Annotated in this window: 24 protein-coding genes; 10 read left to right on the forward strand and 14 right to left on the reverse strand. The window is 63.2% G+C overall.

Annotation, left to right across the window (positions count from 1 at the left end; all coding sequences use genetic code 11):
• Positions 1–4: 4 nt before the first annotated feature.
• From PspTeo4_RS29315 to PspTeo4_RS29335, 5 genes are all read right to left on the reverse strand, one after another.
• A complete protein-coding gene (locus tag PspTeo4_RS29315) occupies positions 5–322 on the reverse strand; it encodes a type II toxin-antitoxin system RelE/ParE family toxin (RefSeq protein ID WP_322367088.1) in 318 nt (105 codons plus the stop codon).
• Positions 276–560 carry a type II toxin-antitoxin system Phd/YefM family antitoxin gene (locus PspTeo4_RS29320; protein WP_322367089.1) on the reverse strand — a complete coding sequence of 95 codons (285 nt, stop codon included), beginning with the start codon at positions 558–560 and terminating at the stop codon, positions 276–278. Before PspTeo4_RS29320 ends, PspTeo4_RS29315 begins: the two co-directional genes overlap by 47 nt.
• A 129-nt stretch (positions 561–689) precedes the next feature.
• Positions 690–1,478: an OmpA family protein gene (locus PspTeo4_RS29325; protein ID WP_322367090.1), complete on the reverse strand. Its 789-nt coding sequence runs from the start codon at positions 1,476–1,478 to the stop codon at positions 690–692.
• A 61-nt stretch (positions 1,479–1,539) separates the two neighbouring features.
• Entirely contained in the window at positions 1,540–1,941 is a 402-nt protein-coding gene (locus PspTeo4_RS29330) for a DUF4398 domain-containing protein (RefSeq protein WP_322367091.1), read from the reverse strand.
• 253 nt (positions 1,942–2,194) lie between these two features.
• Positions 2,195–2,539 (reverse strand): pilin assembly protein, encoded by a 345-nt coding sequence (locus PspTeo4_RS29335; RefSeq protein ID WP_322367093.1) that lies wholly within the window; start codon positions 2,537–2,539, stop codon positions 2,195–2,197.
• A 171-nt stretch (positions 2,540–2,710) separates the two neighbouring features.
• Here PspTeo4_RS29335 and ppc point away from each other — a divergent pair, with 171 nt between their 5' ends.
• From ppc to PspTeo4_RS29365, 6 genes are all read left to right on the forward strand, one after another.
• On the forward strand, positions 2,711–5,338 hold the full coding sequence (gene ppc, locus PspTeo4_RS29340) for a phosphoenolpyruvate carboxylase (protein WP_322367094.1): 2,628 nt from the start codon (positions 2,711–2,713) through the stop codon (positions 5,336–5,338).
• Between the two features lie 258 nt (positions 5,339–5,596).
• Entirely contained in the window at positions 5,597–6,247 is a 651-nt protein-coding gene (gene adk / locus PspTeo4_RS29345; protein WP_028691565.1) for an adenylate kinase, read from the forward strand.
• 87 nt (positions 6,248–6,334) lie between these two features.
• A complete protein-coding gene (gene tsaB / locus PspTeo4_RS29350; protein WP_322367095.1) occupies positions 6,335–7,009 on the forward strand; it encodes a tRNA (adenosine(37)-N6)-threonylcarbamoyltransferase complex dimerization subunit type 1 TsaB in 675 nt (224 codons plus the stop codon).
• 131 nt (positions 7,010–7,140) lie between these two features.
• Entirely contained in the window at positions 7,141–7,425 is a 285-nt protein-coding gene (locus PspTeo4_RS29355; RefSeq protein ID WP_322367096.1) for a hypothetical protein, read from the forward strand.
• Between the two features lie 3 nt (positions 7,426–7,428).
• On the forward strand, positions 7,429–8,298 hold the full coding sequence (locus PspTeo4_RS29360) for a DUF72 domain-containing protein (RefSeq protein ID WP_322367097.1): 870 nt from the start codon (positions 7,429–7,431) through the stop codon (positions 8,296–8,298).
• 30 nt (positions 8,299–8,328) lie between these two features.
• Entirely contained in the window at positions 8,329–9,159 is an 831-nt protein-coding gene (locus tag PspTeo4_RS29365) for an isocitrate lyase/phosphoenolpyruvate mutase family protein (protein WP_322367098.1), read from the forward strand.
• Between the two features lie 2 nt (positions 9,160–9,161).
• Here PspTeo4_RS29365 and PspTeo4_RS29370 read toward each other — a convergent pair whose 3' ends face one another.
• Entirely contained in the window at positions 9,162–9,782 is a 621-nt protein-coding gene (locus PspTeo4_RS29370; protein WP_322367099.1) for an energy transducer TonB, read from the reverse strand.
• A gap of 107 nt (positions 9,783–9,889) precedes the next feature.
• Between PspTeo4_RS29370 and PspTeo4_RS29375 the strand changes: the two genes are divergently transcribed.
• Positions 9,890–10,672: a class I SAM-dependent methyltransferase gene (locus tag PspTeo4_RS29375; RefSeq protein ID WP_322367100.1), complete on the forward strand. Its 783-nt coding sequence runs from the start codon at positions 9,890–9,892 to the stop codon at positions 10,670–10,672.
• Positions 10,673–10,792: 120 nt separating this feature from the next.
• On the opposite strand, the gene PspTeo4_RS29380 is transcribed toward PspTeo4_RS29375, so the two are convergent.
• Entirely contained in the window at positions 10,793–11,434 is a 642-nt protein-coding gene (locus tag PspTeo4_RS29380; RefSeq protein WP_322367101.1) for a TetR/AcrR family transcriptional regulator, read from the reverse strand.
• Positions 11,435–11,603: 169 nt separating this feature from the next.
• Here PspTeo4_RS29380 and PspTeo4_RS29385 point away from each other — a divergent pair, with 169 nt between their 5' ends.
• Together PspTeo4_RS29385 and PspTeo4_RS29390 are read left to right on the forward strand one after the other, a co-directional pair.
• On the forward strand, positions 11,604–12,704 hold the full coding sequence (locus tag PspTeo4_RS29385; protein WP_322367102.1) for an efflux RND transporter periplasmic adaptor subunit: 1,101 nt from the start codon (positions 11,604–11,606) through the stop codon (positions 12,702–12,704).
• A 6-nt stretch (positions 12,705–12,710) separates the two neighbouring features.
• A complete protein-coding gene (locus PspTeo4_RS29390; RefSeq protein ID WP_322367103.1) occupies positions 12,711–15,776 on the forward strand; it encodes an efflux RND transporter permease subunit in 3,066 nt (1,021 codons plus the stop codon).
• A 117-nt stretch (positions 15,777–15,893) separates the two neighbouring features.
• On the opposite strand, the gene PspTeo4_RS29395 is transcribed toward PspTeo4_RS29390, so the two are convergent.
• The 4 genes from PspTeo4_RS29395 to plsB all read right to left on the reverse strand — a co-directional run bounded on the left by PspTeo4_RS29395 (position 15,894) and on the right by plsB (position 20,027).
• Positions 15,894–16,583, reverse strand: coding sequence for a DUF4197 domain-containing protein (locus tag PspTeo4_RS29395; protein ID WP_322367104.1), 690 nt, complete (start codon positions 16,581–16,583; stop codon positions 15,894–15,896).
• 32 nt (positions 16,584–16,615) lie between these two features.
• Entirely contained in the window at positions 16,616–17,014 is a 399-nt protein-coding gene (locus PspTeo4_RS29400; protein ID WP_322367105.1) for a YbaY family lipoprotein, read from the reverse strand.
• A 73-nt stretch (positions 17,015–17,087) separates the two neighbouring features.
• On the reverse strand, positions 17,088–17,453 hold the full coding sequence (locus PspTeo4_RS29405; RefSeq protein ID WP_322367106.1) for a YbaY family lipoprotein: 366 nt from the start codon (positions 17,451–17,453) through the stop codon (positions 17,088–17,090).
• A gap of 87 nt (positions 17,454–17,540) precedes the next feature.
• A complete protein-coding gene (plsB, locus tag PspTeo4_RS29410) occupies positions 17,541–20,027 on the reverse strand; it encodes a glycerol-3-phosphate 1-O-acyltransferase PlsB (RefSeq protein ID WP_322367107.1) in 2,487 nt (828 codons plus the stop codon).
• 231 nt (positions 20,028–20,258) lie between these two features.
• Here plsB and PspTeo4_RS29415 point away from each other — a divergent pair, with 231 nt between their 5' ends.
• Entirely contained in the window at positions 20,259–20,468 is a 210-nt protein-coding gene (locus tag PspTeo4_RS29415; protein ID WP_003252255.1) for a cold-shock protein, read from the forward strand.
• Between the two features lie 66 nt (positions 20,469–20,534).
• Here the strand turns inward: PspTeo4_RS29415 and PspTeo4_RS29420 are convergent, their stop codons facing one another.
• The 3 genes from PspTeo4_RS29420 to dapE are packed head-to-tail and all read right to left on the reverse strand — an operon-like array spanning position 20,535 to position 22,890.
• Positions 20,535–20,909 (reverse strand): hypothetical protein, encoded by a 375-nt coding sequence (locus PspTeo4_RS29420; protein WP_322367108.1) that lies wholly within the window; start codon positions 20,907–20,909, stop codon positions 20,535–20,537.
• 17 nt (positions 20,910–20,926) lie between these two features.
• Positions 20,927–21,739, reverse strand: coding sequence for a putative RNA methyltransferase (locus PspTeo4_RS29425; protein WP_322367109.1), 813 nt, complete (start codon positions 21,737–21,739; stop codon positions 20,927–20,929).
• Positions 21,739–22,890, reverse strand: coding sequence for a succinyl-diaminopimelate desuccinylase (gene dapE, locus PspTeo4_RS29430; RefSeq protein WP_322367110.1), 1,152 nt, complete (start codon positions 22,888–22,890; stop codon positions 21,739–21,741). Before dapE ends, PspTeo4_RS29425 begins: the two co-directional genes overlap by 1 nt.
• Between the last annotated feature and the right edge of the window lie 5 nt (positions 22,891–22,895).

Raw genomic sequence — 22,895 nt, forward strand, 5'->3', positions numbered from 1 at the left:
GCAGCTACATGAGTCGTGACTTGGCCGCTGTGTAGACGTCGTTTCGTTCACGCTTGCCCACCGCAATGACGATGACTACCACGCGTTCATCGACGACTTGGTAAACCAGACGATAGCCGACTGACCTCAGCTTGATCTTGTAGCAGTCGGGCATGCCAGAGAGCTTGTCTTTCTCTACCCTGGGCTGATCCAGTCGTTCCTTGAGCTTTCGTGCGAACTGGATTTGCAGCTCGGCATCCAGTTTCCGAAACTCCCTCTGTGCCCGGAGGTTGAACTCAAGATCGTAGCGATTTGCTTGCTTGGGCTTCGGCGATGAGCTCATCGATATCCACTTTCACTGTGGGGCCACCGCGTCGCTGGCGTACCAGTTCAGCCAGTTGCATATCGTCGATCAGCTCCATCATTGCTTCGTAACGCTCTGGCGGCACTGCATAGAATGCAGGCTCGTTGCGATTGAGGATGACCACGGTTTCACCGGCAGCTTCGCGAATCGTACCCATGGGGTCTTTTTTCAAGTCAGTGATGGATGCTGCCAGATCGGCCAGGACGGGGTAGGTCATAGTTGTATCAACCCGTGAACGCAATGAAATGAGTGTTGATTGTAGTGTCTTTAAAGGTGCTTTCAAAGGCATCTTTAAAGAATGGGGTGAGAGCCCCGCTATTGCGGCGGGGCATTTCACCTCTCGACCTCACTGCACCTGGCTCACCGCCCGCGGCGCCACCGGCTGGTTGTCATTGGAGATGGTCACCTCCACCCGACGGTTCTGCGCACGCCCCGAGTTGCTGGTGTTGTCCGCAACCGGGTACTCCTTGCCGTAACCCTGGGAAACGATGCGTGCCGGGTCGACGCCTGCGCGCACCAGGGCCATGCGTACGGCATTGGCACGGCGCTCGGACAGGGTCTGGTTGTAGTTGGCCGAGCCGACACTGTCGGTGTAGCCCTCGACGATCACCTTGCGTTCCGGGTTCTCCTGAAGGAACTGGGCCAGCTTGGTCACGTTGGGGTAGGCGTTGCTCTTGAGCTCGGCCTTGTTGAAGTCGAACAGCACGTCACCGAAGGTCACCAGTGTGCCTCGGTCTGTCTGCTTGGCATTGAGGCTGTCCTGCAGTTTGGCGATCTGCGCATCGCGGGCATCGAGCTTGGCCTGGGCGCGCTGGGCGGAGGCATTTTTCAGCTCGTTTTCGGCCGAGCGCAGGGCGATGGTCTGCTTCGCCACTTCCACGCGCTGGTTGGTCAGGTAGGCCAGCTGGTCGACCTTATTGCTGTCTTCACGCTCCATGAAAGCCTTGTCGGCCTTGTTCAGCCAGTCCTGGGCGTCCTTGGTTTCAAGAGCTGCGACCTTGCTCGACTGTGGGTCGCTTTGCAGGGCCGAGAAGTTGCTGCGGGCCGACTCCAGGTTCGGATTCGGGTCGTGGGCGCACGCGGCGAGGCCGACACTCAGGGCCAGCAGGGCGGGAATCATGATGGCATTACGCATAGTGTTCATCCTTTGATCAGTTGCGAAGTCTGGGGTTGGCCTGGGGTTGCGACGGTCAGGCTCATTGAGCGCTGCGCAGGCCTTCCTCACGCACGTCCTGAACGCCCTGGCGGGCTTCCTGCACGGCTTTCTGGGCCTTGGCGGCCTGTGCCTTGCGTTCGGCCACGCGGGCGTCCCATTCGGCCTGCTCGGCCAGACGTTTAGCTTCGTCGTACTTTTTGTCATGCATGGCGATTTCCGCCTGCTTGAACTTGTCCTGGGCAGCTTTCATTTCCACGGCTGCGAACTCGGTGCCCCCAGCGCTGACCGCCGAATTCACCGCAGACTGGGTCACGGCGTACTGCTCGCTGGGCGGGTTGCCGGCACAGCCCGCCAGAACCAGGCTGCTGCCCAGGGCCAGCGCGGCCAGCTTGAGCCCACGCACGGGGGTGGATGAGTGGCGCTTGATGATGGTCAGTTCCATTGGATCACTCCTGTTGACGACGTTGTCCGTAGCAGTCCATCGCTTGTTCCCTGACATAACCGCGCGCTGGCGCCGAACAGTGCACAACCGCAGTTGTGCAGGGTTTTAGCGTGGTGGCTAATGGCTGTGACTTGGGCGTTTTTCGAATAGTTCAGAAAAAATCACCCGGCCCGGAAAAGCCATCGCCGCGGTTTGTCGTAGCGACGAACCGCGGCGATGGGGTCAAGCCTGTGCGGGAGTGTTGTTCAGGAGGTCAGTTTTCGGTGCCCTTGACCGAGTCGCTGAGAGCATGAAGGTGATGGCGAGACAGGGCCAGAAAGCGCGGAGTAGGGCCGATGTCCTCGTACAGCGGATCGCCTTGCTCGTCGGTGGAAATGACCCGCTGGCCTTTCACATAGGGAAGGCTGGCCTCCAGCTCCTCAAGCGCGGCGGCGACCAGTTCGCCGAGCAGTTCCTCGGCCGTGCGCTTGGGGTACATGTCGATCAGCGCAGCCAGGCGCGCTTCGGACTCAAGGTCCAGGTGCAGGGTATGGCCGGTCGGGCTCAGGGTGCCTGCCGCGTTCTGTTCCCAGTGCTGGATGAGTTCACGGATTTTCATGATCACCTCTCTCAACGCCTATGAGGGCAGCATTGCATCGGACGCTTTCCCCTTACTTTAGTTTGCTTTGCCTGATCGCGGCTTGCCATGCTGGCCCGGCTGTGGGCACTCTTGGTCCCAGTGCTGTTTCCTGAGCGAGAGCGCGGGCGAGCCGCGCCGGAGAGAGGGCCAATGACTGATATCGATGTGCGCTTGCGTGAGGATGTCCATCTGTTGGGTGAGTTGCTGGGCGAAACCATTCGTCAGCAACACGGCGAGGCGTTCTTGCAGAAGATCGAGGACATCCGCCACAGCGCCAAGGCCGACCGCCGCAGTGCGGGCGAGCAGTTGAGCTCGACCCTGGCCGATCTGGCCGAAGAAGATCTGCTGCCTGTGGCCCGAGCCTTCAACCAGTTCCTCAACCTGGCGAACATGGCCGAGCAGTATCAGCTGATTCGCCGCCGCGACGCCGACCAGCCAGAGCCTTTCGAGTCGCGGGTGTTGCCCGAGTTGCTTGCACGCCTCAAGCAGGCTGGGCACAGCAACGATGCGCTGGCCCGACAACTGGCCAAGCTGGACATCCAGCTGGTACTGACCGCGCACCCGACCGAGGTTGCCAGGCGTACCCTGATTCAGAAATACGATGCCATCGCCGGCCAGTTGGCCGCCCAGGACCACCGGGACCTCATCCCCGCCGAGCGTCAGCAGGTTCGCGAGCGCCTGCGCAGGCTGATCGCCGAAGCCTGGCACACCGAGGAAATCCGCCGCAGCCGGCCGACCCCGGTAGATGAAGCCAAATGGGGCTTCGCGGTGATCGAGCACTCCTTGTGGCAGGCCATTCCCAATCACTTGCGTAAAGTCGATAAGGCGCTGTTCGAGGCCACCGGCCTGCACCTGCCGCTGGAGGCGGCGCCTATCCGTTTCGCTTCATGGATGGGCGGCGACCGGGATGGCAACCCCAACGTCACGGCCAGTGTCACCCGCGAGGTGCTGCTGCTGGCCCGCTGGATGGCCGCCGACCTGTTCCTGCGTGACATCGATACCCTGGCCGCCGAGCTGTCCATGCAGCAGGCCAGTGCTGCTCTGCGTGAACGGGTGGGCGATAGCGCCGAACCTTACCGTGCCCTGCTCAAGCAACTGCGCGACCGCCTGCGTGCAACCCGCAGCTGGGCGCAGGCCTCGCTGGCTAGTGCGCAGCCGGTGCAAGCCGACGTGCTGGTAGACAACCGCGACCTGATCGCGCCACTGGAGCTGTGCTATCAGTCCCTGCATGCCTGCGGCATGGGCGTGATCGCCGATGGTCCGCTGCTTGACTGCCTACGCCGGGCAGTGACCTTTGGCCTGTTCCTCGGCCGGCTCGACGTGCGCCAGGACGCCGCTCGGCACCGCGATGCGCTGTCGGAAATCACTGACTACCTGGGGCTTGGCAGTTATGCCGACTGGGATGAAGACCGGCGGATCGAGTTCCTCCAGACCGAACTGAAAAACCGCCGTCCACTGCTGCCGGGGCACTTCAAGCCCCAGGCCGACACCGCCGAGGTGCTGGCCACGTGTCGGGAGATCGCGGCTGCACCGGCAGCGTCCCTGGGCTCTTATGTCATTTCGATGGCGGGGGCTGCCTCGGACGTACTGGCGGTGCAATTGCTGCTCAAAGAGGCCGGCCTTACCCGCCCGATGCGCGTGGTGCCGCTGTTCGAGACCCTGGCCGACCTGGACAACGCCGGCCCGGTGATGGAGCGCCTGCTGGGCCTGCCCGGCTACCGTGCAAGCCTGCGCGGGCCGCAGGAGGTGATGATCGGCTATTCCGACTCGGCCAAGGATGCCGGCACCACGGCGGCGGCCTGGGCACAGTACCGTGCCCAGGAGAATCTGGTGCGCATCTGCCATGAACATCAGGTCGAGCTGTTGCTGTTCCACGGCCGTGGCGGCACCGTTGGCCGCGGCGGTGGCCCGGCCCACGCTGCGATTCTGTCACAGCCGCCAGGTTCGGTGGCGGGGCGGTTCCGCACCACCGAGCAAGGCGAGATGATCCGCTTCAAGTTCGGCCTGCCAGGCATTGCCGAGCAGAACCTCAACCTTTACCTGGCCGCCGTGCTGGAGGCCACCTTGCTGCCGCCGCCGCCTCCAGAACCGGCCTGGCGCGAGGTGATGGACCAGTTGGCCGCTGATGGGCTTAAAGCGTATCGGGGCGTAGTTCGGGAGAACCCTGACTTCGTCGAGTATTTCCGCCAGTCCACGCCGGAGCAGGAACTGGGGCGTCTGCCGCTGGGTAGCCGCCCGGCCAAGCGCCGCGCTGGCGGTATCGAGAGCTTGCGGGCTATTCCGTGGATCTTCGGCTGGACCCAGACCCGCTTGATGCTGCCGGCCTGGCTGGGCTGGGAGACCGCCCTGAACAACGCCTTGAGCCGTGGCCAGAGCGAACTGCTGGCGCAGATGCGCGAACAGTGGCCGTTCTTTCGCACGCGCATCGACATGCTGGAGATGGTGTTGGCCAAGGCCGATGCGCAAATTGCCGAGGCCTACGACGAACGTCTAGTGCAACCGCACTTGCTTCCTTTAGGTGCGCATCTGCGCGACCTATTGTCGCAGTCATGCCAGGTGGTGCTGGGGTTGACCGGGCAGCCGGTGCTACTGGCACACAGCCCCGAGACCCTGGAATTCATCAGCCTGCGCAACACCTACCTGGACCCTTTGCATCGTCTGCAGGCCGAGTTGCTGGCGCGATCGCGCAGCCGTGAAGCCGCTCTGGATAGCCCGTTGGAGCAGGCCTTGCTGGTGACCGTGGCGGGTATCGCCGCAGGCCTGCGCAATACCGGTTGAGGCGCATGAGCGGTTGCAGTGCCTGGGTGAAGCGAGCAGGGCATTGTCGGGTGGGGAGGGCGGTTGCGCCGGGCGCAACCGCCTCGTGGGCAGGTCGTATATGGCGCAATCCTGAAACTTTGGGACGCTTGTCTGGCTGCCGGGCGCTGTGTATCTTGAGCAGCCTTTTGACCGATTTCTGGTCGATACCCGATTTTCCGGACTTGGCCCTGGTCGCCGAATCCATTGAATTGCATAGAAAAAAATGAGGAGCACAAGATGCGCGTAATTCTGCTGGGAGCTCCCGGGGCCGGTAAAGGTACTCAGGCAAAGTTCATCACCGAGAAGTTCGGTATTCCACAGATCTCCACCGGTGACATGCTGCGTGCCGCCGTCAAGGCTGGTACCCCACTGGGCCTGGAGCTCAAGAAAGTCATGGATGCCGGCCAGCTGGTCTCCGACGAGCTGATCATCAGCCTGGTCAAGGAGCGCATCGCCCAGCCTGATTGCGCCAACGGCTGCCTGTTCGACGGTTTCCCGCGCACCATTCCGCAGGCTGAAGCCATGGTTGCCGCCGGTGTCGACATCGACGCCGTGGTTGAAATCGCCGTGGACGACGAAGAAATCGTTGGCCGCATGGCCGGTCGCCGCGTGCACCTGGCCTCGGGCCGTACCTACCACATTCAGTACAACCCGCCGAAAGTGGAAGGCAAGGACGACGTCACTGGCGAAGACCTGATCCAGCGCGACGACGACAAGGAAGAAACCGTACGTCACCGCCTGTCGGTCTACCACAGCCAGACCAAGCCGCTGGTGGACTTCTACCAGAAGCTGTCGGCTGCCAACGCTGGCAAACCGAAGTACAGCCACATCGAAGGCGTAGGTTCGGTCGAGTCGATCACCGCCAAGGTGCTGGCAGCCCTGAGCTGATCCATCACCGTGCGTCACGACGGCCCGCTTGCGGGCCGTTGTCGTTTATACTGCCGCTCTTTTTCCCCGTTGCCTGGAAACCGTTCGATGACCACCCTGCTGGCCCTGGATACCGCCACCGAAGCCTGTTCCGTCGCATTGCTGCATGACGGCAAGGTAACCAGCCATTACGAGGTGATCCCGCGCATGCACGCGCAGAAGCTGCTGCCGATGATCAAGCAGCTGCTCGCGGACTCCGGTGTGGCGCTCAACAGCCTGGACGCCATCGCCTTCGGCCGTGGCCCGGGCGCGTTCACCGGCGTGCGTATCGCCATTGGCGTGGTCCAGGGGCTGGCTTTTGCGCTTGAGCGCCCGGTACTGCCGGTGTCCAACCTGGCCGCACTGGCCCAGGGCGCGCTGCGCGAGCGCGGCGTGCAGCAGGTGGCCGCCGCCATCGATGCTCGCATGGACGAGGTGTACTGGGGTTGCTACCGGGCCGAGGCCGGCGAAATGCGCCTGGCTGGCCATGAAGCGGTATTGCCGCCAGAGCGCGTGACCTTGCCTGAGGGCAGCAGCGGTGATTGGTTCGGAGCGGGCACCGGTTGGGGGTACGCCGAGCGTTTGGCCGTACCGGTCAGCGCCAGCGATGCCGCTGCACTGCCCAACGCCCTGGATATCCTCAGCCTGGCAGGTTTTGCCTGGGCGCGTGGCGAGGCTATTGCCGCCGATCAGGCACAACCGGTGTACTTGCGCGATAATGTAGCTACGCCTAAGGCACGCTGACGGTCGTTCGTCGGTTATCGCGGTTGTCGATAAAACCTTTTGTGCGAACTGTGGTCCAGTTATCACTCGAGCATTAGCGACGGATCCCTGATGCTGCTAAATTGCCATCATTGGTCCTGAGTGCTCATTCCATGCGTATCGACGGTTTCTCATCGCAGTCCTATCCGATCAAGCGTGCACCGCGCAAGGCTCCGGTACGCGATGAGTCCATCGATGATGCTGAGGTGATCGAGGAAACCATCGACGAGCAATCCGCGCCACGTCGACTCAGTGGCGGTTTGCCTGCCCGCCAGCAAGACATGATTTTCCCCCGCGCCCGAGACCGTCGTACGGCGACCGCACTGGCCAGTTACCTGAACACGGCCGGTTTTACCGACTGGGACATGGAAGTACTGGGGCTCGACCTGTACATTTGAGGGATGACACCCTCACCTCTGCCTTATTTCGTGGGTTGCCCGTCCTGGAGCGAAAACGCCTGGCGCGACTACCTGTACCCCGCTGACGCCCGTACTGGCGAACTCCTTGGTCTTTACAGCCAGGTTTTCAACGCTGTCGAAGGCAACACCACTTTCTATGCACGCCCTGCACCCAGTACCGTGGCACGGTGGGCGCAGGTCATGCCTGAGCATTTTCGTTTCACCGCCAAGTTCCCAAGTGATATCAGCCATGGCGGCGACTTGCGCGATCAGCTGGAGTCGGCGTTCGACTTCACGCGCCTGCTGGCGCCGCTGGGCCAGCGGGTATCGCCATACTGGCTGCAGTTGCCTGCGCAGTTCGGCCCTTCGCGGTTGGCCGAGTTAAGCCACTTTCTGGATGAGATCGGGGTGCCGGTGGCGGTAGAGGTGCGCAATGACGCGTTCTTTGCCCGCGGCGATGAAGAGCGCCTGCTCAACCGCCTGTTGCGCGAGCGCTGTGTGGAGCGCATCTGCCTGGACCCGCGCGCCTTGTTCAGCAGCACCTCGCGCGACCCCGGCGTGTTGCACGCCCAGTCGAAAAAACCGAAGGTGCCGCCCCGACCCGCAGCTTTCAGCCAGCATCCACAGGTGCGTTTCATCGGCCTGCCGGAGCTTGAGGCCAACGAGACGTTCCTTACGCCGTGGGTCGACAAGGTCGCGTCCTGGATCGAGGAGGGGCGGAGCCCGTACATGTTCCTGCATACCGCCGACAACCGCCTGGCGGCCGCACTGGCGCAACGTTTTCATCAACGTCTGATGACGCGCTTGCCTGGCCTGGCAGCCTTGCCGGAATTGCCGCGCGCCCCTGAGGTCGAACAATTGGGACTACTCTGACCACTCCCTGATCTGCCGGAGGTTGTGACCATGGATGTGCAAACCCTGCGAGCCGAAGCCTTCAAGGCGCTGCATGAGCGCGACGGCGCGTTCGTCATCCCCAACCCCTGGGATGCCGGTTCGGCCAAGCTGTTGGCAAGCCTGGGCTTCGAGGCGCTGGCCACCACCAGTGCCGGGCTGGCTTTCAGCCTTGGCCGGCCCGACGCCGAAGGCGCCCTGACCCTGGACGATACGCTGGATAACGCGGGCGAAATCGTCGATGCCACACCGTTGCCCGTCGCGGCCGACCTTGAAAATGGCTTTGGCGACCTGCCAGAGGTGTGTGCCCAGACTATCCTGCGCGCCGCCGAGACGGGCCTGGTGGGTGGTTCGATCGAAGATGCCAGTGGCCGCAGCGATGTGCCGATTTATGATTTCGGCCTGGCGGTGGAGCGAGTACGTGCCGCCGTGCAGGCTGCGCGTAGCCTGCCATTCCCCTTCACTGTGTGCGCACGCGCCGAGAACCTGCTGCACGGGCGCATGGACCTGGATGACACCATTCTTCGCCTGCAGGCCTACGCCGAGGCGGGGGCCGATGTGCTCTATGCCCCTGGGCTACGCAGCGTCGACGAGATACGGGCGGTGGTCCAGGCGGTGGCGCCCAAGCCTGTGAATGTCCTGATGGGTTTGGCGGGCGTGCCGCTCAGTGTCAACCAATTGCAGGACCTTGGCGTACGCCGCATCAGTGTGGGTTCTTCAATGGCCCGTGCGGCGCTGGGCGCCTTGCAGCGTGCGGCACAGGAAGTCCGCGATCAGGGCACGTTCAGTTATGGGGAGCAGGCACTGCCGTTCGCCCAGCTCAATGACCTGTTCCGCCGCTGACCTCAGGCGTGAACGCGCACGTTGTTCAGCACCACCGGGCGCGCCCAATGGGTGTCGAACTCCAGGTCATGCTGCTGTTTGGCCAGGGTGGCTTGGTCGAAGGGCTCCGGCGCCGGGTCGAGCAGGTTCATTTCAAATTCGGCGATGGGCAGGTGAAGCGGACGCGGGGAAGGGCCAGGGCCAGGCTCGGGTTGCGGGTGTCCTTGGCTCATCACCACCGGGCGTAACCAGCTGTTGTTCAGGTCGAGCTGGCGTTGCTGAGCGATCAGCTCGGCGGCGCTGAACGGTTCGGGGGCCGGCTCCAGCAGGTTGGCCTCGAGTTCGGCCTTGGGCAGGAACAGCGGTTCAGGTGGTTCCACGACGGTATCGTGGACGCTGCAGGCACGCTGGGCATCGATCAACGCCAACGCTCTGGCCCCGCCGATGGGTTCGCCGCTGTCCTTGTCGTACTGCACCAGCGCTTGGCTGAAGGTATCGACGCTTTCATCCTGCTGCTCGGCCATGGCGCGGGCAAAGAAATCCTGCCACAGGTGGCTGACGCCCCCGAGTGCCTGGGTATTCTGCCGACCGTAGTTGCCGACAGGCGACAAGTAGGTCAAGCCGATGGGAAGATTTTCTGACATGGCAGTCGTGCGCGTTGTGCTCTGGCAGAATAGCGGGATATTGCCTGTATCGGCCTTGGCCGGTGATTCATGAGTGGCGTCATCAATTTTTTGCGAGTGCGGTGTCGATGGTAGAGCAAGAGCAGGGCACGGGTATCAGGGTCGAGGCATTGTCGGCTGAGTTCACCGCTCTGGCGGCGCAGTGGGCCGAACGCCTGGGCTTCCCGCTGGAACACGACGAGGCAGCGTTTGCCGTGCAGATCGGCGCCGATGGCTTGCAGATCCAGCAGTTGGGGCCGCAGGCGCCAGGGCCAGTGCGCGTGGACTTCGTCGAGGGCCAGGCTGCGCATCGGCGGCAGTTCGGCGGTGGCAACGGGCAGATGATCGCCAAGGCCGTGGGCATCGCACAGGGCGTTCGGCCGCAGGTGCTCGACTGCACGGCGGGGTTGGGCAAGGATGCGTTCGTGTTGGCCAGCCTGGGCTGCCAGATGACGCTGATCGAGCGCCAGCCGCTGATTGCCGCATTGCTGGAAGATGGCCTGGCGCGCGCGCGGGCCGATGACGAAGTGGCGCCAATCGTCGGTCGCATGCGCCTGCTGACCGGTAATGCCATCGAGCACATGCGCGCCTGGCAAGGCGAGCCGCCGCAGGTGATCTACCTCGACCCAATGTTCCCGCACCGCGACAAGAGTGCGCTGGTGAAGAAGGAAATGCGCGTGTTCCGGCCGTTGGTGGGCGATGACCTGGATGCGCCGGCGCTGCTGGAAGCGGCGCTGGCATTGGCCAGCCACCGGGTGGTGGTGAAGCGCCCGCGCAAGGCGCCGATTATCGAGGGGCCGAAGCCGAGTCATAGCCTGGAAGGGAAGTCGAGCCGGTACGACATTTACCCGAAGAAGGCGCTGAAGGCCTGATCGGGTGTTTCTGACGCTTGTCACTTAGCCTGTGGGAGCGGTTTTACCCGCAATGCCGCCATCGCGGTGAATGGCAAGGGCTTTGCCCCTGTTCGCGGGTAAACCCGCTCCCACAGATGTCTAGGCCTGAAACGCCCGAATGAACACCCCGACCACTTCGCGCACATGTGCCTCGGCTTCATCCCCTTCAAGCGGCCCCGCGCAGCCCAGCAGCAAGCGGTAATCCGGCGCGCCCTTGACCAGGCAGAAGAAGTGCTCTGCCGCGCTCAATGGATTGTCGATGCGCAACAACCCCCGCTCGTTCACAGCGCGCAGCAACGCTTCCATCCCGGCCAGTACCCGCTTGGGGCCGGCTTCGTAGAAGTACTCGCCAAACGCCGGGTCCTGGCTGCCCAGGGCAATGATCAAACGGCTCAGTTTCACCGCCTCGTCACTGCTGATCAGCGCCTGGAAGCCACGGGCGATGTTCAGCAGCACATCCTCCAGCGCAGCCCCATGCGGGTACTCGAAGATCAAGTCCGGCAACTGGTTCTGGCAGGTAGCCATGACCGCCGACTCGAACAGCGTCTGTTTGTCGTTGAAGTGGCTGTAGACCGTGAGTTTCGAAACACCTGCCGCCGCAGCGACCGCATCCATGCTGGTGTTGGCGTAGCCAAGGCTGAGGAACAGCGACTTGGCCGCTTCGAGGATGGCCTCGCGCTTGGCCAGGTCCTTGGGCCGGCCCGGGCCGTTGGGTGCGTCGTTGGGCATTGGAGTCCGCATCTGGTTGAAAAGTCGTCCATCTTACCGGTTCAGGCGGCATCCGGCTGCAAGGGCAGACCAATCGTTAATGTCGATTTTCTTTCCGGCACCGGCTTCCCGGCACTGGTTACCTGACTTAATATACTCGTCAGTATAAATATTCGATGCGCTCTTCGCGAAAGGATTCATCATGTTGCGTCATGCCTTGTCCCTCGCCCTGCCCGCTGTCGCCGTCTTGCTGTTGACGGCGTGTGGCCAGGAAGCCGCTCCACCGGCCATGCCACGTCCGGCGCTGGTCGTGCAGCCGCAACCCGCAGAAGCTTCCGCCGACAGCTACCCCGGTGAAGTACGTGCGCGCTTCGAGCCGGAGCTGGCGTTCCGTATTGGCGGCAAGGTCAGCAAACGTTTGGTCGAAGAGGGGCAGCGGGTCAAGGCCGACCAGCCGCTTGCCGAACTCGACCCGCAGGATGTGCGTCTGCAGCTGGAGGCCAACCGCGCCCAGCTGGCGGCGGCCGAAGCCAACCTGTCGCTGGTGCGTGCCGAGCGTGATCGCTACCAGAAGCTGCTGGACCGGCAGATGGTCAGCCACTCCCAGTACGACAATGCCGAAAACCTCTACCGTGCCGGGCTGGCACGCCTGAAACAGGCCAAGGCCGAGTTCGACGTGGCTGGCAACCAGGCTGAGTACGCGGTGCTGCGTGCGCCACAGGCGGGGGTGATTGCCAAGCGTCAGGTGGAAGTCGGCCAGGTGGTCGCGGCCGGGCAGACCGTGTTCACCCTGGCCGCCGATGGTGAGCGCGAGGTGGCCATCGGCCTGCCGGAGCAGCAGTTTGCCCGCTTCAGCGTGGGGCAAAGCGTGAGTGTCGAGCTGTGGTCGCATCCCAACCAACGGTTCCAGGGACGCATTCGTGAGCTGTCACCTGCCGCCGACCCGCGTTCGCGTACCTTCGCTGCCCGTATCGCCTTCACCTCGTCCCAGGCTCCCGCCGAGTTGGGCCAGAGTGCCCGGGTGTTCATCGCCCATGACGGGGTCATCCCGCTGTCGGTGCCGCTGTCGGCCGTGACTGCGGAGAACGGTCAGGCCTATGTCTGGCGGGTTACCCAGGACAGCCGGCTGGAACGGGCCACTGTGCGCCTTGGGGCCTATGGCACCGACAGCGTGCCGGTGCTCGAAGGCCTCAACCCTGGCGACTGGGTGGTCGCCGCCGGCGGCCATGTGCTACGCGAGGGGCAGGAGGTGCGGCCTGTGGATCGCACCAACCGTGTGGTGAACCTGACGGCCAAGGAGTAAGTCCCGATGGGTTTCAACCTTTCCGCATGGGCGTTGCGTAACCGCCAGATCGTACTGTTCCTGATGATTCTGTTGGCGGCCATTGGCGCCATGTCCTACACCAAGCTGGGGCAGAGCGAAGACCCGCCGTTCACCTTCAAGGCCATGGTCATCCGCACTCTGTGGCCGGGCGCCACCGCTGAAGAAGTGTCGCGCCAGGTCACCGAGCGCATCGAGAAAAAACTGATGGAAACGGGCGAGTACGAGAAGATCGTTTCGTTCTCCCGCCCCGGCGAGTCTCAGGTCACCTTCATGGCCCGCGACTCGTTGCACTCCAAGGATATCCCCGAGCTGTGGTACCAGATCCGCAAGAAGGTCGCGGACATTCGCCACACCCTGCCGCCGGAAATCCAGGGGCCGTTCTTCAACGACGAGTTCGGCACCACCTTTGGCAATATCTATGCGCTGACGGGCGAAGGCTTTGACTACGCCGTGCTCAAGGATTACGCCGACCGTATCCAGATCCAGCTGCAGCGGGTGAAGGATGTGGGCAAGGTCGAGCTGATCGGCCTGCAGGACGAGAAGATCTGGATCGAGCTGTCCAACCTCAAGCTGGCGACCATCGGGGTGCCGTTGGAGGCCGTGCAGCAAGCCCTGCGCGAACAGAACGCGGTCAGCACCGCAGGTTTCTTCGAAACCCCCAGCGAGCGTTTGCAACTGCGGGTGAGTGGGCGCTTCGACAGTGTCGACCAGATTCGCCAATTCCCCATCCGGGTAGGCGATCGTACCTTCCGCATCGGCGATGTCGCCGATGTGCACCGTGGTTTCAATGACCCACCCGCCCCGCGCATGCGCTTCATGGGCGAGGATGCCATTGGCCTGGCGGTGTCGATGAAGGAGGGGGGCGACATCCTGGTGTTGGGCAAGGCGTTGGAGGGCGAGTTCGAGCGCCTGGCCCGCAGCCTGCCAGCCGGCATGGAGCTGCGCAAGGTGTCGGACCAGCCTGCAGCTGTCAAGGCCGGGGTCGGCGAGTTCGTGCAGGTGCTGGTGGAAGCCCTGGTCATCGTGCTGCTGGTGAGCTTCTTCTCCCTCGGGCTGCGCACCGGCCTGGTGGTGGCCTTGGCCATCCCGTTGGTGTTGGCCATGACCTTTGCCGCCATGCATTACTTCGGCATCGGCCTGCACAAGATTTCGCTCGGTGCCTTGGTGCTGGCTTTGGGCTTGCTGGTGGACGACGCGATCATTGCCGTTGAAATGATGGCGATCAAGATGGAGCAAGGCTTCGACCGGCTCAAGGCCGCCAGCTACGCCTGGAGCAGCACGGCGTTCCCGATGCTCACCGGCACCTTGATTACCGCTGCGGGTTTCCTGCCGATTGCCACGGCGGCATCGAGCACCGGTGAATACACCCGTTCGATTTTCCAGGTGGTCACCATTGCGCTGCTGACGTCGTGGATCGCGGCGGTGGTGTTCGTGCCTTATCTGGGCGAGCGCCTGCTGCCGGACCTGGCCAAGCTGCATGCGGCGCGGCACGGCAAGGACGGCCATGCGCCAGACCCGTATGCGACGCCGTTCTATCAACGCGTGCGGCGTGTGGTGGAGTGGTGCGTGCGGCGCCGCAAGACGGTCATCCTGCTGACCATCGCGGCCTTCGTCGGCAGCATCCTGCTGTTCCGTTTCGTGCCCCAGCAGTTCTTCCCGGCCTCCGGTCGGCCCGAGCTGATGGTCGACCTGAAACTGGCCGAAGGCGCTTCGTTGAGCAACACCGCCGAACGGGTCAAGCAACTGGAAGCACTGCTCAAGCAGCAGGAAGGCATCGACAACTACGTAGCTTACGTGGGTACCGGTTCGCCGCGCTTCTACCTGCCGCTGGACCAGCAACTGCCCGCCGCCAGCTTCGCCCAGTTCGTGGTCCTGGCCAAGTCGATGGAGGACCGCGAGCGCCTGCGCAGCTGGTTGATCAACACCATGGACCAGCAGTTCCCCGACCTGCGCGCCCGTGTCACGCGTCTGGAAAACGGCCCGCCCGTGGGTTACCCGGTGCAGTTCCGGGTCACCGGCGAGCACATCGAGAAAGCCCGGGCGTTGGCCCGCGAGGTGGCCAACAAGGTACGCGAGAACCCGCATGTGGTGAACGTGCACCTGGACTGGGAAGAGCCGAGCAAGGCGGTGTTCCTGGAAATCGACCAGGACCGTGCGCGTGCCCTGGGGGTGAGCACCGCGGACCTGTCGACCTTCCTGCAGAGCTCGCTCACCGGTACGTCGGTAAGCCAGTACCGTGAAGACAACGAGCTGATCGAGATTCTTCTGCGCGGTACCCAGCAGGAGCGTGGCGAACTGGGCAACCTCGGCAGCCTTGCGCTGCCCACCGACAACGGCCAGAGCGTGGCCCTGTCGCAGGTGGCGACCCTGGAATACGGCTTCGAGGAAGGCATTATCTGGCACCGCAACCGCTTGCCGACCGTCACCGTGCGTGCAGACATCTACGACAACGAACAGCCGGCGACACTGGTGCGGCAGATCGAGCCGACCTTGAACGACATCAAGGCCAAGTTGCCGGACGGTTATCTGCTGGAGGTCGGCGGCACGGTGGAGGACTCCGAGCGCGGTCAGAAGTCGGTGAACGCCGGCATGCCGTTGTTCATCGTGGTGGTGTTGAGCTTGCTGATGATCCAGCTGCGCAGCTTCTCGCGCACGGTGATGGTGTTCCTTACCGCGCCGTTGGGGCTGATTGGCGTGACCTTGTTCCTGCTGGTGTTCCGCCAGCCTTTCGGCTTCGTCGCCATGCTCGGCACCATTGCCCTGGCAGGGATGATCATGCGCAACTCGGTGATTCTGGTGGACCAGATCGAGCAGGACATCGCAGCGGGGTTGGACCGTTGGCAGGCGATCATCGAAGCCACGGTGCGGCGTTTCCGCCCCATCGTGCTGACTGCGCTGGCGGCGGTGCTGGCGATGATTCCGCTGTCGCGCAGCGTGTTCTACGGGCCGATGGCTGTGGCGATCATGGGCGGGTTGATTGTCGCGACCGTTTTGACGCTGCTGTTCCTGCCGGCGTTGTATGCGGCGTGGTTCAGGGTGAAGAAGGGCTGATTATCGAAGGGGAGGGCTTTGCCCTCCTTTCGCCGGCAAGCCGGCTCCCACAGGTTCCCAACTGATTCAATCAGTTGTGTGTTGAACCCTGAGAGCAGCTTGCTGGCGATCAGGCCATCAGAGGGCGCCAAACACCTTCTTGGCCAGGCTGGTAGCCGCCTCAGCCGGGTTCTGGCGAATGCTCTGCTCTTGCTTGCCAATCATTTCGAACAGGCCATCCAGCGCTTTCTCGGTCACGTAGTTCTCGATGCTCGCACTCTTGGCATCGACCACGCCCAGCGCAACGGCTTGGCCGGCGAAGTTGTTGTACTGCTGAGCCAGGCCAACCTTGTCGGTGGCCTGCTTGACGATCGGCAGGAACTTGGCACGGATCTGTTCGCGGCTGCTCTTGTTCAGGTACTGGGTGGCCGAGTCGTCGCCACCGCTCAGGATACCCTTGGCGTCGGTCACCGACATGTTCTTCACAGCATCCACCAGAATCGCCTGGGCTTGCGGCACGGCTGCTTCAGCCGCCTTGTTCATGCTGGTTTCCAGGGCTTCGACCTGTTCACCCTTGCCGAACATCTTCATCGCCTTGGCGGCCTTGCCCAGGTTGCCCGGCAGTTCGATGCGCACGTCCGGGTTGTTGCTGAACCCGCCCGGGGTGCTCAGCTGCTTGACGGCAATTTGTGCGCCTTGGGTGAGGGCATCCTTCAAGCCGCCGGTGGCGTCCTTCTGGGTCAGGTCGCCGAGCGACAGGGCCAGGGCGCTGGCCGACAGCAGCAGGCCGGCGCACAGGGTGGTGAAGCGCAGGGAGGCGCGAATCATGAGTATTTCCTTATCAACGAAAATGTACGGGCTCAGCGAACCGGGTCGACTTTGATTCGCACTGGCTGCTGGTCGCTGCCGTCGAGTTTAACGCCGTGGTGCTCGGTGTTGATGAACAACAGCTTGCCGTCCAGTTCGATGCGAGCGCTGACCGCATAGCGGTGGCCAGGTTTGACTTGGGCTGGGTCATAGGTGAGGTGGAACGGCAGCGGTACATTGCCTTTGACCGGGCCGGCCTGGCGGGCCAGGGTCACGGCAGGAGCATCCATCAGCGAGACATCCTGCAGTTCCACGCTCAAGGTGGCGGCAGGCGGCAGGGCAATACGTTGCAGGTAGAAGACTTCACCATCCAGGCTGGCCTGATTGGAGGGGGTATGGCTGGAACAGGCTGCGAGCAAGGATGCGCAACACAGCATAAAGAGCTTTTTCATGGGATCTCCGGTGTCCTTGGCGCTGGCTTGTGGCCAACACCAGGGACTTTAGCGGATTTTCCCGGCCGGGTGGTCAGTCCACGTGGTTGCCGTCGTGGATGCCGTTGGTGTCCGGCTTGATCTTGTCGACGGTAACTCGGTATGTACCAACTCCCGCCTCCACGGGGTGGTGGATGCTACTGAAGTACTGCAGTTGGCCGTCTTCTAGCACGCTCGCAGAGAGGGCATAGGTGTGGCGCTGGTCGATCTGGCTCCACTCGAAGGGTAGTTCGAGTGTGATCGGCAACTCGCCACAGCGCAGACGTAGTTCGGAAATAATGTTCTCCGGCGCATCCGCCAGTGAGTCGTCATACAGACTCAAGTGAAGTTGACCGGAAAGTGGAAGCTGATTGTCGTCGGCGGCAACGACTTCGACGGTGAGCGACTTTATTCTTGGCATATCAATGCTCCTTGTAACTTGAGAGGGAGGTGCTGTTACGGCACGTTGATGCTGGTCCCTCTCAAGGCTTCGGAGCAGGGTGAAAAACTACCCGTGGGCGATATCCGCAGGCTCATCGCGGTGCAGCGCCACCTGGCGGATCGACAGGCGCAGTTCTGCCGACAGCACACGTTTGGCAACACCTTCTGCCAATTCACCGAGCTTGTCGTGATAGCCCAGCTTGCCGCTGCTGTCCGGGCGCAGCACATCTTGTTCGATCAGGGTCTGGATGAAGTGGCGGAACAGAGTCTTGTCGAAGAACTCCGGGGCATTCAGTCCATGCAGGATCGACAGGCGCTGGGCCATCATCACGCACAGATCTTCCAGTTCTTCGGCGCTCAGGGTGTTCTGCCCACTGTTGAGTAGCAGTGAGGTGGCCATGTAGAAGCGCTGCAGGGTCTGGGTAATGGTTCTGGCGAGCAGGGTCAGCAAGACGAACTGCCGTGAGCTCGGTGCCGGGCGCATGTACACCTCGTTCTCCTGTCGCAGCAGGCCCTGCTCGACCAGCGCAGCCAGCCATTGGTCGATCACTTCGTCCAGTTGTTCAGGCGTCCAGCGCAGGAACAGCTCGGCCTGCAGATATGGATAGAGCGCGTGCACGTATTGGCCGAGCAGGTCGCGGCTCATGCGCGAGCTGCTGAGGAAGAAGCTTGCCAGCAGCGCGGGCAGGGCGAAGATGTGCAGGACGTTGTTGCGGTAATAGGTCATCAAGACCGCGTTGGCTTCATCCAGATAGAGAATGCGGCCCAGCGCGTCCTTCTGTTCGGCGAGCAGGTCCATGCCGCGCACGTGTTCGATCAAGGCCTGGCCGTCGCCTTCGGGCAAGGTGGTGTGCTCGGAATAGGGCACCTGGCGCAGCAAGGCCAGGTACAGGTCGAGCACACGGGTCAGGGCACGTTCGTCCAGAGCCAGACGGCTGGTCGACAGCAGCGCCAGGGCCACCAGGTTGACCGGGTTGACCGCCGCCGCCTCGTTGAGGTGGCGAGCGACGGTCTCACCCAGGCGCGTGGTGGTCTCGTTGAGCCAGGCCGGGCGGAACTGCGGGCCCAGTTCCTGCTCGCGCCAGCCGGGCTGCTGCGCGTCCAGGAACCCAGCCAGGCGGATCGGCTCGCCGAAGTTGACGTATACCTGGCCAAAGCGCTGCTTCAGCGCGCCGAACACCTTGAAGATGTCGAAGATCGACTCTTTCTTCTTGCTGGCCCCACGCAGTTCGCCCAGGTAGGTACGGCCTTCGAGCACCCGCTCGTAACCGATGTACACCGGTACGAAAACGATTGGCGTGCGCGACGAACGCAGGAAGCTGCGCAGGGTGATGGCCAGCATCCCGGTGCGCGGTTGCAGCATGCGCCCTGTGCGCGAGCGGCCGCCCTCGACGAAGTACTCCACCGGGAAGCCCTTGGTGAACAGGGTGTGCAGGTATTCGTTGAACACGGCGGTGTACAGCGGGTTGCCCTTGAAGGTGCGGCGCATGAAGAATGCCCCGCCACGGCGCAACAGGCCGCCGATGACCGGCATGTTGAGGTTGATGCCGGCGGCGATGTGCGGCGGCGTCAGGCCGTTGCGGAACAGCAGGTAGGACAGCAACAGGTAGTCGATGTGGCTGCGATGGCAGGGGACGTAGATCACTTCGTGGCCGGGAGCGATGCCCTGGACCTGTTCGATATGGTTGACCTTGATGCCGTCGTAGATCTTGTTCCAGAACCAGCTGAGCACCACTTCAAGGAAGCGGATGGCGGTGTAGGTGTAGTCCGAGGCGATTTCGTTGCCATAGCGCAGCGCCTGGGCCTCGGCCTTGGCGTACGGAATGTTCTCGCGCTCGGCCTCGTCGCTGATGGCCTGGCGTACCAGTGGGTCGTGGACCAGGCCTTTGACCAGGTTGCGCCGGTGCGACAGGTCGGGGCCGATGACTGCCGTCTTGAGGTTGCGAAAGTGCACGCGCATCAGGCGTTGGGCCATGCGCACGGTGCGTTCGTGGCCTTTGTTGTGCTGCACCAGTTCACGCAGGTGAATGGGCGCGGAGAACTGCACGCGGGTCTTGCGCCCCAGAATGAGGATGGTCAGCAATCGGCGCAGGCGGCCGGTGACGGCCCAGCTGTCGGCGAACAGCAGTTTCCAGGGGCTGGATTCGCTGGCAGGGGTCTGGCCCCAGAACACGCTGACCGGGATGATCTGCGCATCTTCCTCGGCGTGCTGGCTCACGGCCGCGACCAGGCGCTCCAGGGTGGGCGGGGCGCCGCGTTTGTCCTGGCGGCCCAGCCAGTCCGGGTCGGGGGTGAGGTAGAAGAAGGCGGCAGGCTCGTGCAGGCTGCCCACGGTCACGGGCAGTACCGGGCGTGGCAGCCCAGCTTTGGTGCATTCGCGGTCGATCACGGCCAGGTCGGTGAGCGACGGCGATGGCAAGGCGTAGAACACCGGGCGACCGCGGTCGAGCTTGAGGGTCAAGGACGACTGGTTGATGGTCTCGGAGCGCACCCACAGGTAAAGCACGCGACGCAGGGCGCCGAAGATCAGGCGGCGCAGGGGGGAACGAGTCATGGGGTGTGTGCCTTGGGTGTGAATTTCAGTGAATTTCCAGCCAGTTAGTCTGCCGTATCTGCGCAAGTTCGGCAAAATACGGTAATTGGCGGGGCAGTCATGAAATTTTTTTGTTCTGTGTCATATACTCGGCCTGCCACTTGCAGGATATTTCGGCAAGCGGCGTCGGCACAGGTCAGTGACCCTGTGTCTGCAAGGCGATCTTCACAATAAAAATCCGGAGTAGTTCAGATGTCGTCTCGTGAGACTGGGAATGTAAAGTGGTTCAACGATGCCAAAGGCTATGGCTTCATTCAGCGCGAAGGTGGTGCGGATGTATTCGTCCACTATCGGGCGATCCGCGGTGAGGGGCATCGTACCCTGGTCGAAGGTCAGCGGGTGGAATACGCCTGCGTGCAGGGCCAGAAAGGCCTGCAGGCCGAGGACGTAGTCGGGCTCTGAGCCCCGGGTTGTAGGAGCTGGCTTGCCGGCGATCACCAGCCAAGCCAGCTCCTACCCAGAAAGTGTTCAAGTACGCCAGGTGATCTCTTCTTCACCGTCGGCGCTGATGCGGACCCAGCGGTCGGCATCTTCTTCACCATCTTCCTCTACCCAGCCACCCGGCGCACAGCGCACTTCCACGCCCAGGGCAACGAATGCAGCGCGGGCGCATGCGACGTCATCGTCCCATGGGGTCTGGTCACTCTCCAGATACAAGCTGTTCCATTTCCCTACAGCCTTGGGTAGCCAGGTGACTGGAATGTTACCGGCCTTGCACTTGAAGGTCTGGCCTTTCTGTTGCCAGTCGCTGCAAGGGCCGATTGCCTGGCCTAGCCACTCGGCAATCTGCTTGTGGTCGACGTCGGCGTCCTTCAGGTAAATCTCGATATCAGGTTGGCGCATAAGGGCTCCGGGTTTGCTCAGTCTTGGCGCACGAAATAGTCATACCGCATGGATACCGTCACCTCGAACGGCTCGGGCTGGTCGATTACCCGCGCCCGTTTTTCGGCGCTGGCGCGCCAGCCGTGCGGGGTCATGGCCAGCAGGTCGGCACGGGCTTTGGGGTCGGCCAGGCTCAGACGGAACTCGAGGATTTCGCTGTGGGCATGGGCCATGCCCTCCGGCACCAGGGCCAGATGCTTGTCGTCGGCGTAGGGGCGTACTTCATCGTAGAGCACTTCGCGCAATTCCATCAGGTGGCCGCTGGTGGGGCCAACTCGCATCAGACCGCCGCCCGGGCTGAGCAGGCGTTTGGCTTCGGCCCAGTCCAGCGGGCTGAATACACTGGCGATGAACTGGCAGCTGGCGTCCAGCAGTGGCACGCGGGCCATGCTGGCGACCATCCAGGTGACTGACGGCTCACGGCGGCAGGCACGCTTGACGGCTTCCCGGGAAATGTCCAGGGCGTAACCGTCGGCGGCCGGCAGTGCCTGGGCGATTTGCGCGGTGTAATAGCCTTCGCCGCAGCCGATGTCCAGCCAGGCGCCGGGCTGGCGCTCGGCAGCCAGTTCAGCCAGGCGGCGCGCCACCGGGGCGTAGTGCCCGGCGTCGAGGAAGTCGCGGCGTGCCTCGACCATGGCCTGGTTATCGCCTGGGTCGCGGCTGTTCTTGTGCTGCACCGGCAGCAGGTTGAGGTAACCCTGGCGGGCGCGGTCGAAACGGTGCCCCGCAGGGCACACGACGCCATTGTCGAGCCGCGTCAGGGCGGCCTGGCAGAGAGGGCAGGCAAGCATCAGGCGAGCAACCGGACCAGGGTCTGGTAGTAAATCTCGGTCAGCAGGTCGAGGTCGCTGGCCAGGATTCGCTCATCTACCTGGTGGATGGTGGCGTTCACCGGGCCCAGTTCGACGACCTGGGTGCCCATGGTGGCGATGAAGCGGCCATCCGAGGTGCCGCCGCTGGTGGACGGTTGGGTATCGCGGCCGGTGACGCCTTTGATGCTGGCCGACACGGCATCCAGCAACTCGCCTGGTTCGGTGAGGAACGGCAGGCCGGACAGCGCCCAGTCGATCGACCACTCCAGTTCGTGCTTGTCGAGGATTGCCGAAACACGAGCCTGCAGGCCTTCGACGGTCGACTCGGTGGAGAAGCGGAAGTTGAACAGCGCGGTCAGCTCGCCCGGCACGACGTTGGTGGCGCCGGTGCCGGAGTTGAGGTTGGAAATCTGGAAACTGGTGGGCGGGAAGAACGCGTTGCCTTCGTCCCAGTGCTCGGCAGCCAGCTCAGCCAAGGCCGGTGCGGCCAGGTGAATCGGGTTACGGGCCAGGTGCGGGTAGGCCACATGGCCCTGCTTGCCACGCACGGTCAGCTTGGCGCCGAGCGAGCCGCGACGGCCGTTCTTGACCACGTCACCGAGCAGGGTGGTGCTCGACGGTTCACCGACAATGCACCAGTCCAGGCGTTCGTTGCGCGCCTTCAGGCGCTCGACCACAGCCTTGGTACCGTGGTGGGCCGGGCCTTCCTCGTCGCTGGTGATCAGGAAAGCGACCTTACCGCGGTGGTTCGGGTAATCCTGCACGAAGCGCTCGCTGGCGATCACCATGGAGGCCAGGCTGCCTTTCATGTCGGCGGCGCCCCGGCCGCAGAGCATGCCGTCGGCATCGATCAGGGCTTCGAAAGGCTCATGCTGCCACTGCTGCACCGGGCCGGTGGGGACCACGTCGGTGTGGCCGGCGAAGCACAGCACCGGGCCTTCCTGAGTGCCGTGGGTGGCCCAGAAGTTGTCGACGTCCTCGATGCGCATCGGCTCAAGCTGGAAGCCGACGGCGCCCAGGCGGTTCATCATCTGCGCCTGGCAGTCGGCGTCGACGGGGGTGACCGAGGGACGACGGATCAGGTCGCAGGCCAGTTGAAGGGTAGGCGAGAGCTCGGCTGGGGCCGTCATGGGGG

The sequence above is a fragment of the Pseudomonas sp. Teo4 genome, from assembly GCF_034387475.1.
GTDB lineage: Bacteria > Pseudomonadota > Gammaproteobacteria > Pseudomonadales > Pseudomonadaceae > Aquipseudomonas.

What these genes read in the sequence shown, in the direction of transcription:
- PspTeo4_RS29335 (WP_322367093.1), bottom strand. Translation starts at nt 2,539, where the DNA reads ATGAAAATCCGTGAACTCATCCAGCACTGGGAACAGAACGCGGCAGGC.
- tsaB (WP_322367095.1), top strand. Translation starts at nt 6,335, where the DNA reads ATGACCACCCTGCTGGCCCTGGATACCGCCACCGAAGCCTGTTCCGTC.
- PspTeo4_RS29355 (WP_322367096.1), top strand. Translation starts at nt 7,141, where the DNA reads ATGCGTATCGACGGTTTCTCATCGCAGTCCTATCCGATCAAGCGTGCA.
- PspTeo4_RS29390 (WP_322367103.1), top strand. Translation starts at nt 12,711, where the DNA reads ATGGGTTTCAACCTTTCCGCATGGGCGTTGCGTAACCGCCAGATCGTA.
- PspTeo4_RS29400 (WP_322367105.1), bottom strand. Translation starts at nt 17,014, where the DNA reads ATGAAAAAGCTCTTTATGCTGTGTTGCGCATCCTTGCTCGCAGCCTGT.
- PspTeo4_RS29375 (WP_322367100.1), top strand. Translation starts at nt 9,890, where the DNA reads ATGGTAGAGCAAGAGCAGGGCACGGGTATCAGGGTCGAGGCATTGTCG.
- plsB (WP_322367107.1), bottom strand. Translation starts at nt 20,027, where the DNA reads ATGACTCGTTCCCCCCTGCGCCGCCTGATCTTCGGCGCCCTGCGTCGC.
- dapE (WP_322367110.1), bottom strand. Translation starts at nt 22,890, where the DNA reads ATGACGGCCCCAGCCGAGCTCTCGCCTACCCTTCAACTGGCCTGCGAC.
- PspTeo4_RS29370 (WP_322367099.1), bottom strand. Translation starts at nt 9,782, where the DNA reads ATGTCAGAAAATCTTCCCATCGGCTTGACCTACTTGTCGCCTGTCGGC.
- adk (WP_028691565.1), top strand. Translation starts at nt 5,597, where the DNA reads ATGCGCGTAATTCTGCTGGGAGCTCCCGGGGCCGGTAAAGGTACTCAG.
- PspTeo4_RS29325 (WP_322367090.1), bottom strand. Translation starts at nt 1,478, where the DNA reads ATGCGTAATGCCATCATGATTCCCGCCCTGCTGGCCCTGAGTGTCGGC.
- PspTeo4_RS29380 (WP_322367101.1), bottom strand. Translation starts at nt 11,434, where the DNA reads ATGCGGACTCCAATGCCCAACGACGCACCCAACGGCCCGGGCCGGCCC.
- PspTeo4_RS29365 (WP_322367098.1), top strand. Translation starts at nt 8,329, where the DNA reads ATGGATGTGCAAACCCTGCGAGCCGAAGCCTTCAAGGCGCTGCATGAG.
- PspTeo4_RS29405 (WP_322367106.1), bottom strand. Translation starts at nt 17,453, where the DNA reads ATGCCAAGAATAAAGTCGCTCACCGTCGAAGTCGTTGCCGCCGACGAC.
- PspTeo4_RS29395 (WP_322367104.1), bottom strand. Translation starts at nt 16,583, where the DNA reads ATGATTCGCGCCTCCCTGCGCTTCACCACCCTGTGCGCCGGCCTGCTG.
- ppc (WP_322367094.1), top strand. Translation starts at nt 2,711, where the DNA reads ATGACTGATATCGATGTGCGCTTGCGTGAGGATGTCCATCTGTTGGGT.
- PspTeo4_RS29415 (WP_003252255.1), top strand. Translation starts at nt 20,259, where the DNA reads ATGTCGTCTCGTGAGACTGGGAATGTAAAGTGGTTCAACGATGCCAAA.
- PspTeo4_RS29320 (WP_322367089.1), bottom strand. Translation starts at nt 560, where the DNA reads ATGACCTACCCCGTCCTGGCCGATCTGGCAGCATCCATCACTGACTTG.
- PspTeo4_RS29315 (WP_322367088.1), bottom strand. Translation starts at nt 322, where the DNA reads ATGAGCTCATCGCCGAAGCCCAAGCAAGCAAATCGCTACGATCTTGAG.
- PspTeo4_RS29360 (WP_322367097.1), top strand. Translation starts at nt 7,429, where the DNA reads ATGACACCCTCACCTCTGCCTTATTTCGTGGGTTGCCCGTCCTGGAGC.
- PspTeo4_RS29385 (WP_322367102.1), top strand. Translation starts at nt 11,604, where the DNA reads ATGTTGCGTCATGCCTTGTCCCTCGCCCTGCCCGCTGTCGCCGTCTTG.
- PspTeo4_RS29420 (WP_322367108.1), bottom strand. Translation starts at nt 20,909, where the DNA reads ATGCGCCAACCTGATATCGAGATTTACCTGAAGGACGCCGACGTCGAC.
- PspTeo4_RS29425 (WP_322367109.1), bottom strand. Translation starts at nt 21,739, where the DNA reads ATGCTTGCCTGCCCTCTCTGCCAGGCCGCCCTGACGCGGCTCGACAAT.
- PspTeo4_RS29330 (WP_322367091.1), bottom strand. Translation starts at nt 1,941, where the DNA reads ATGGAACTGACCATCATCAAGCGCCACTCATCCACCCCCGTGCGTGGG.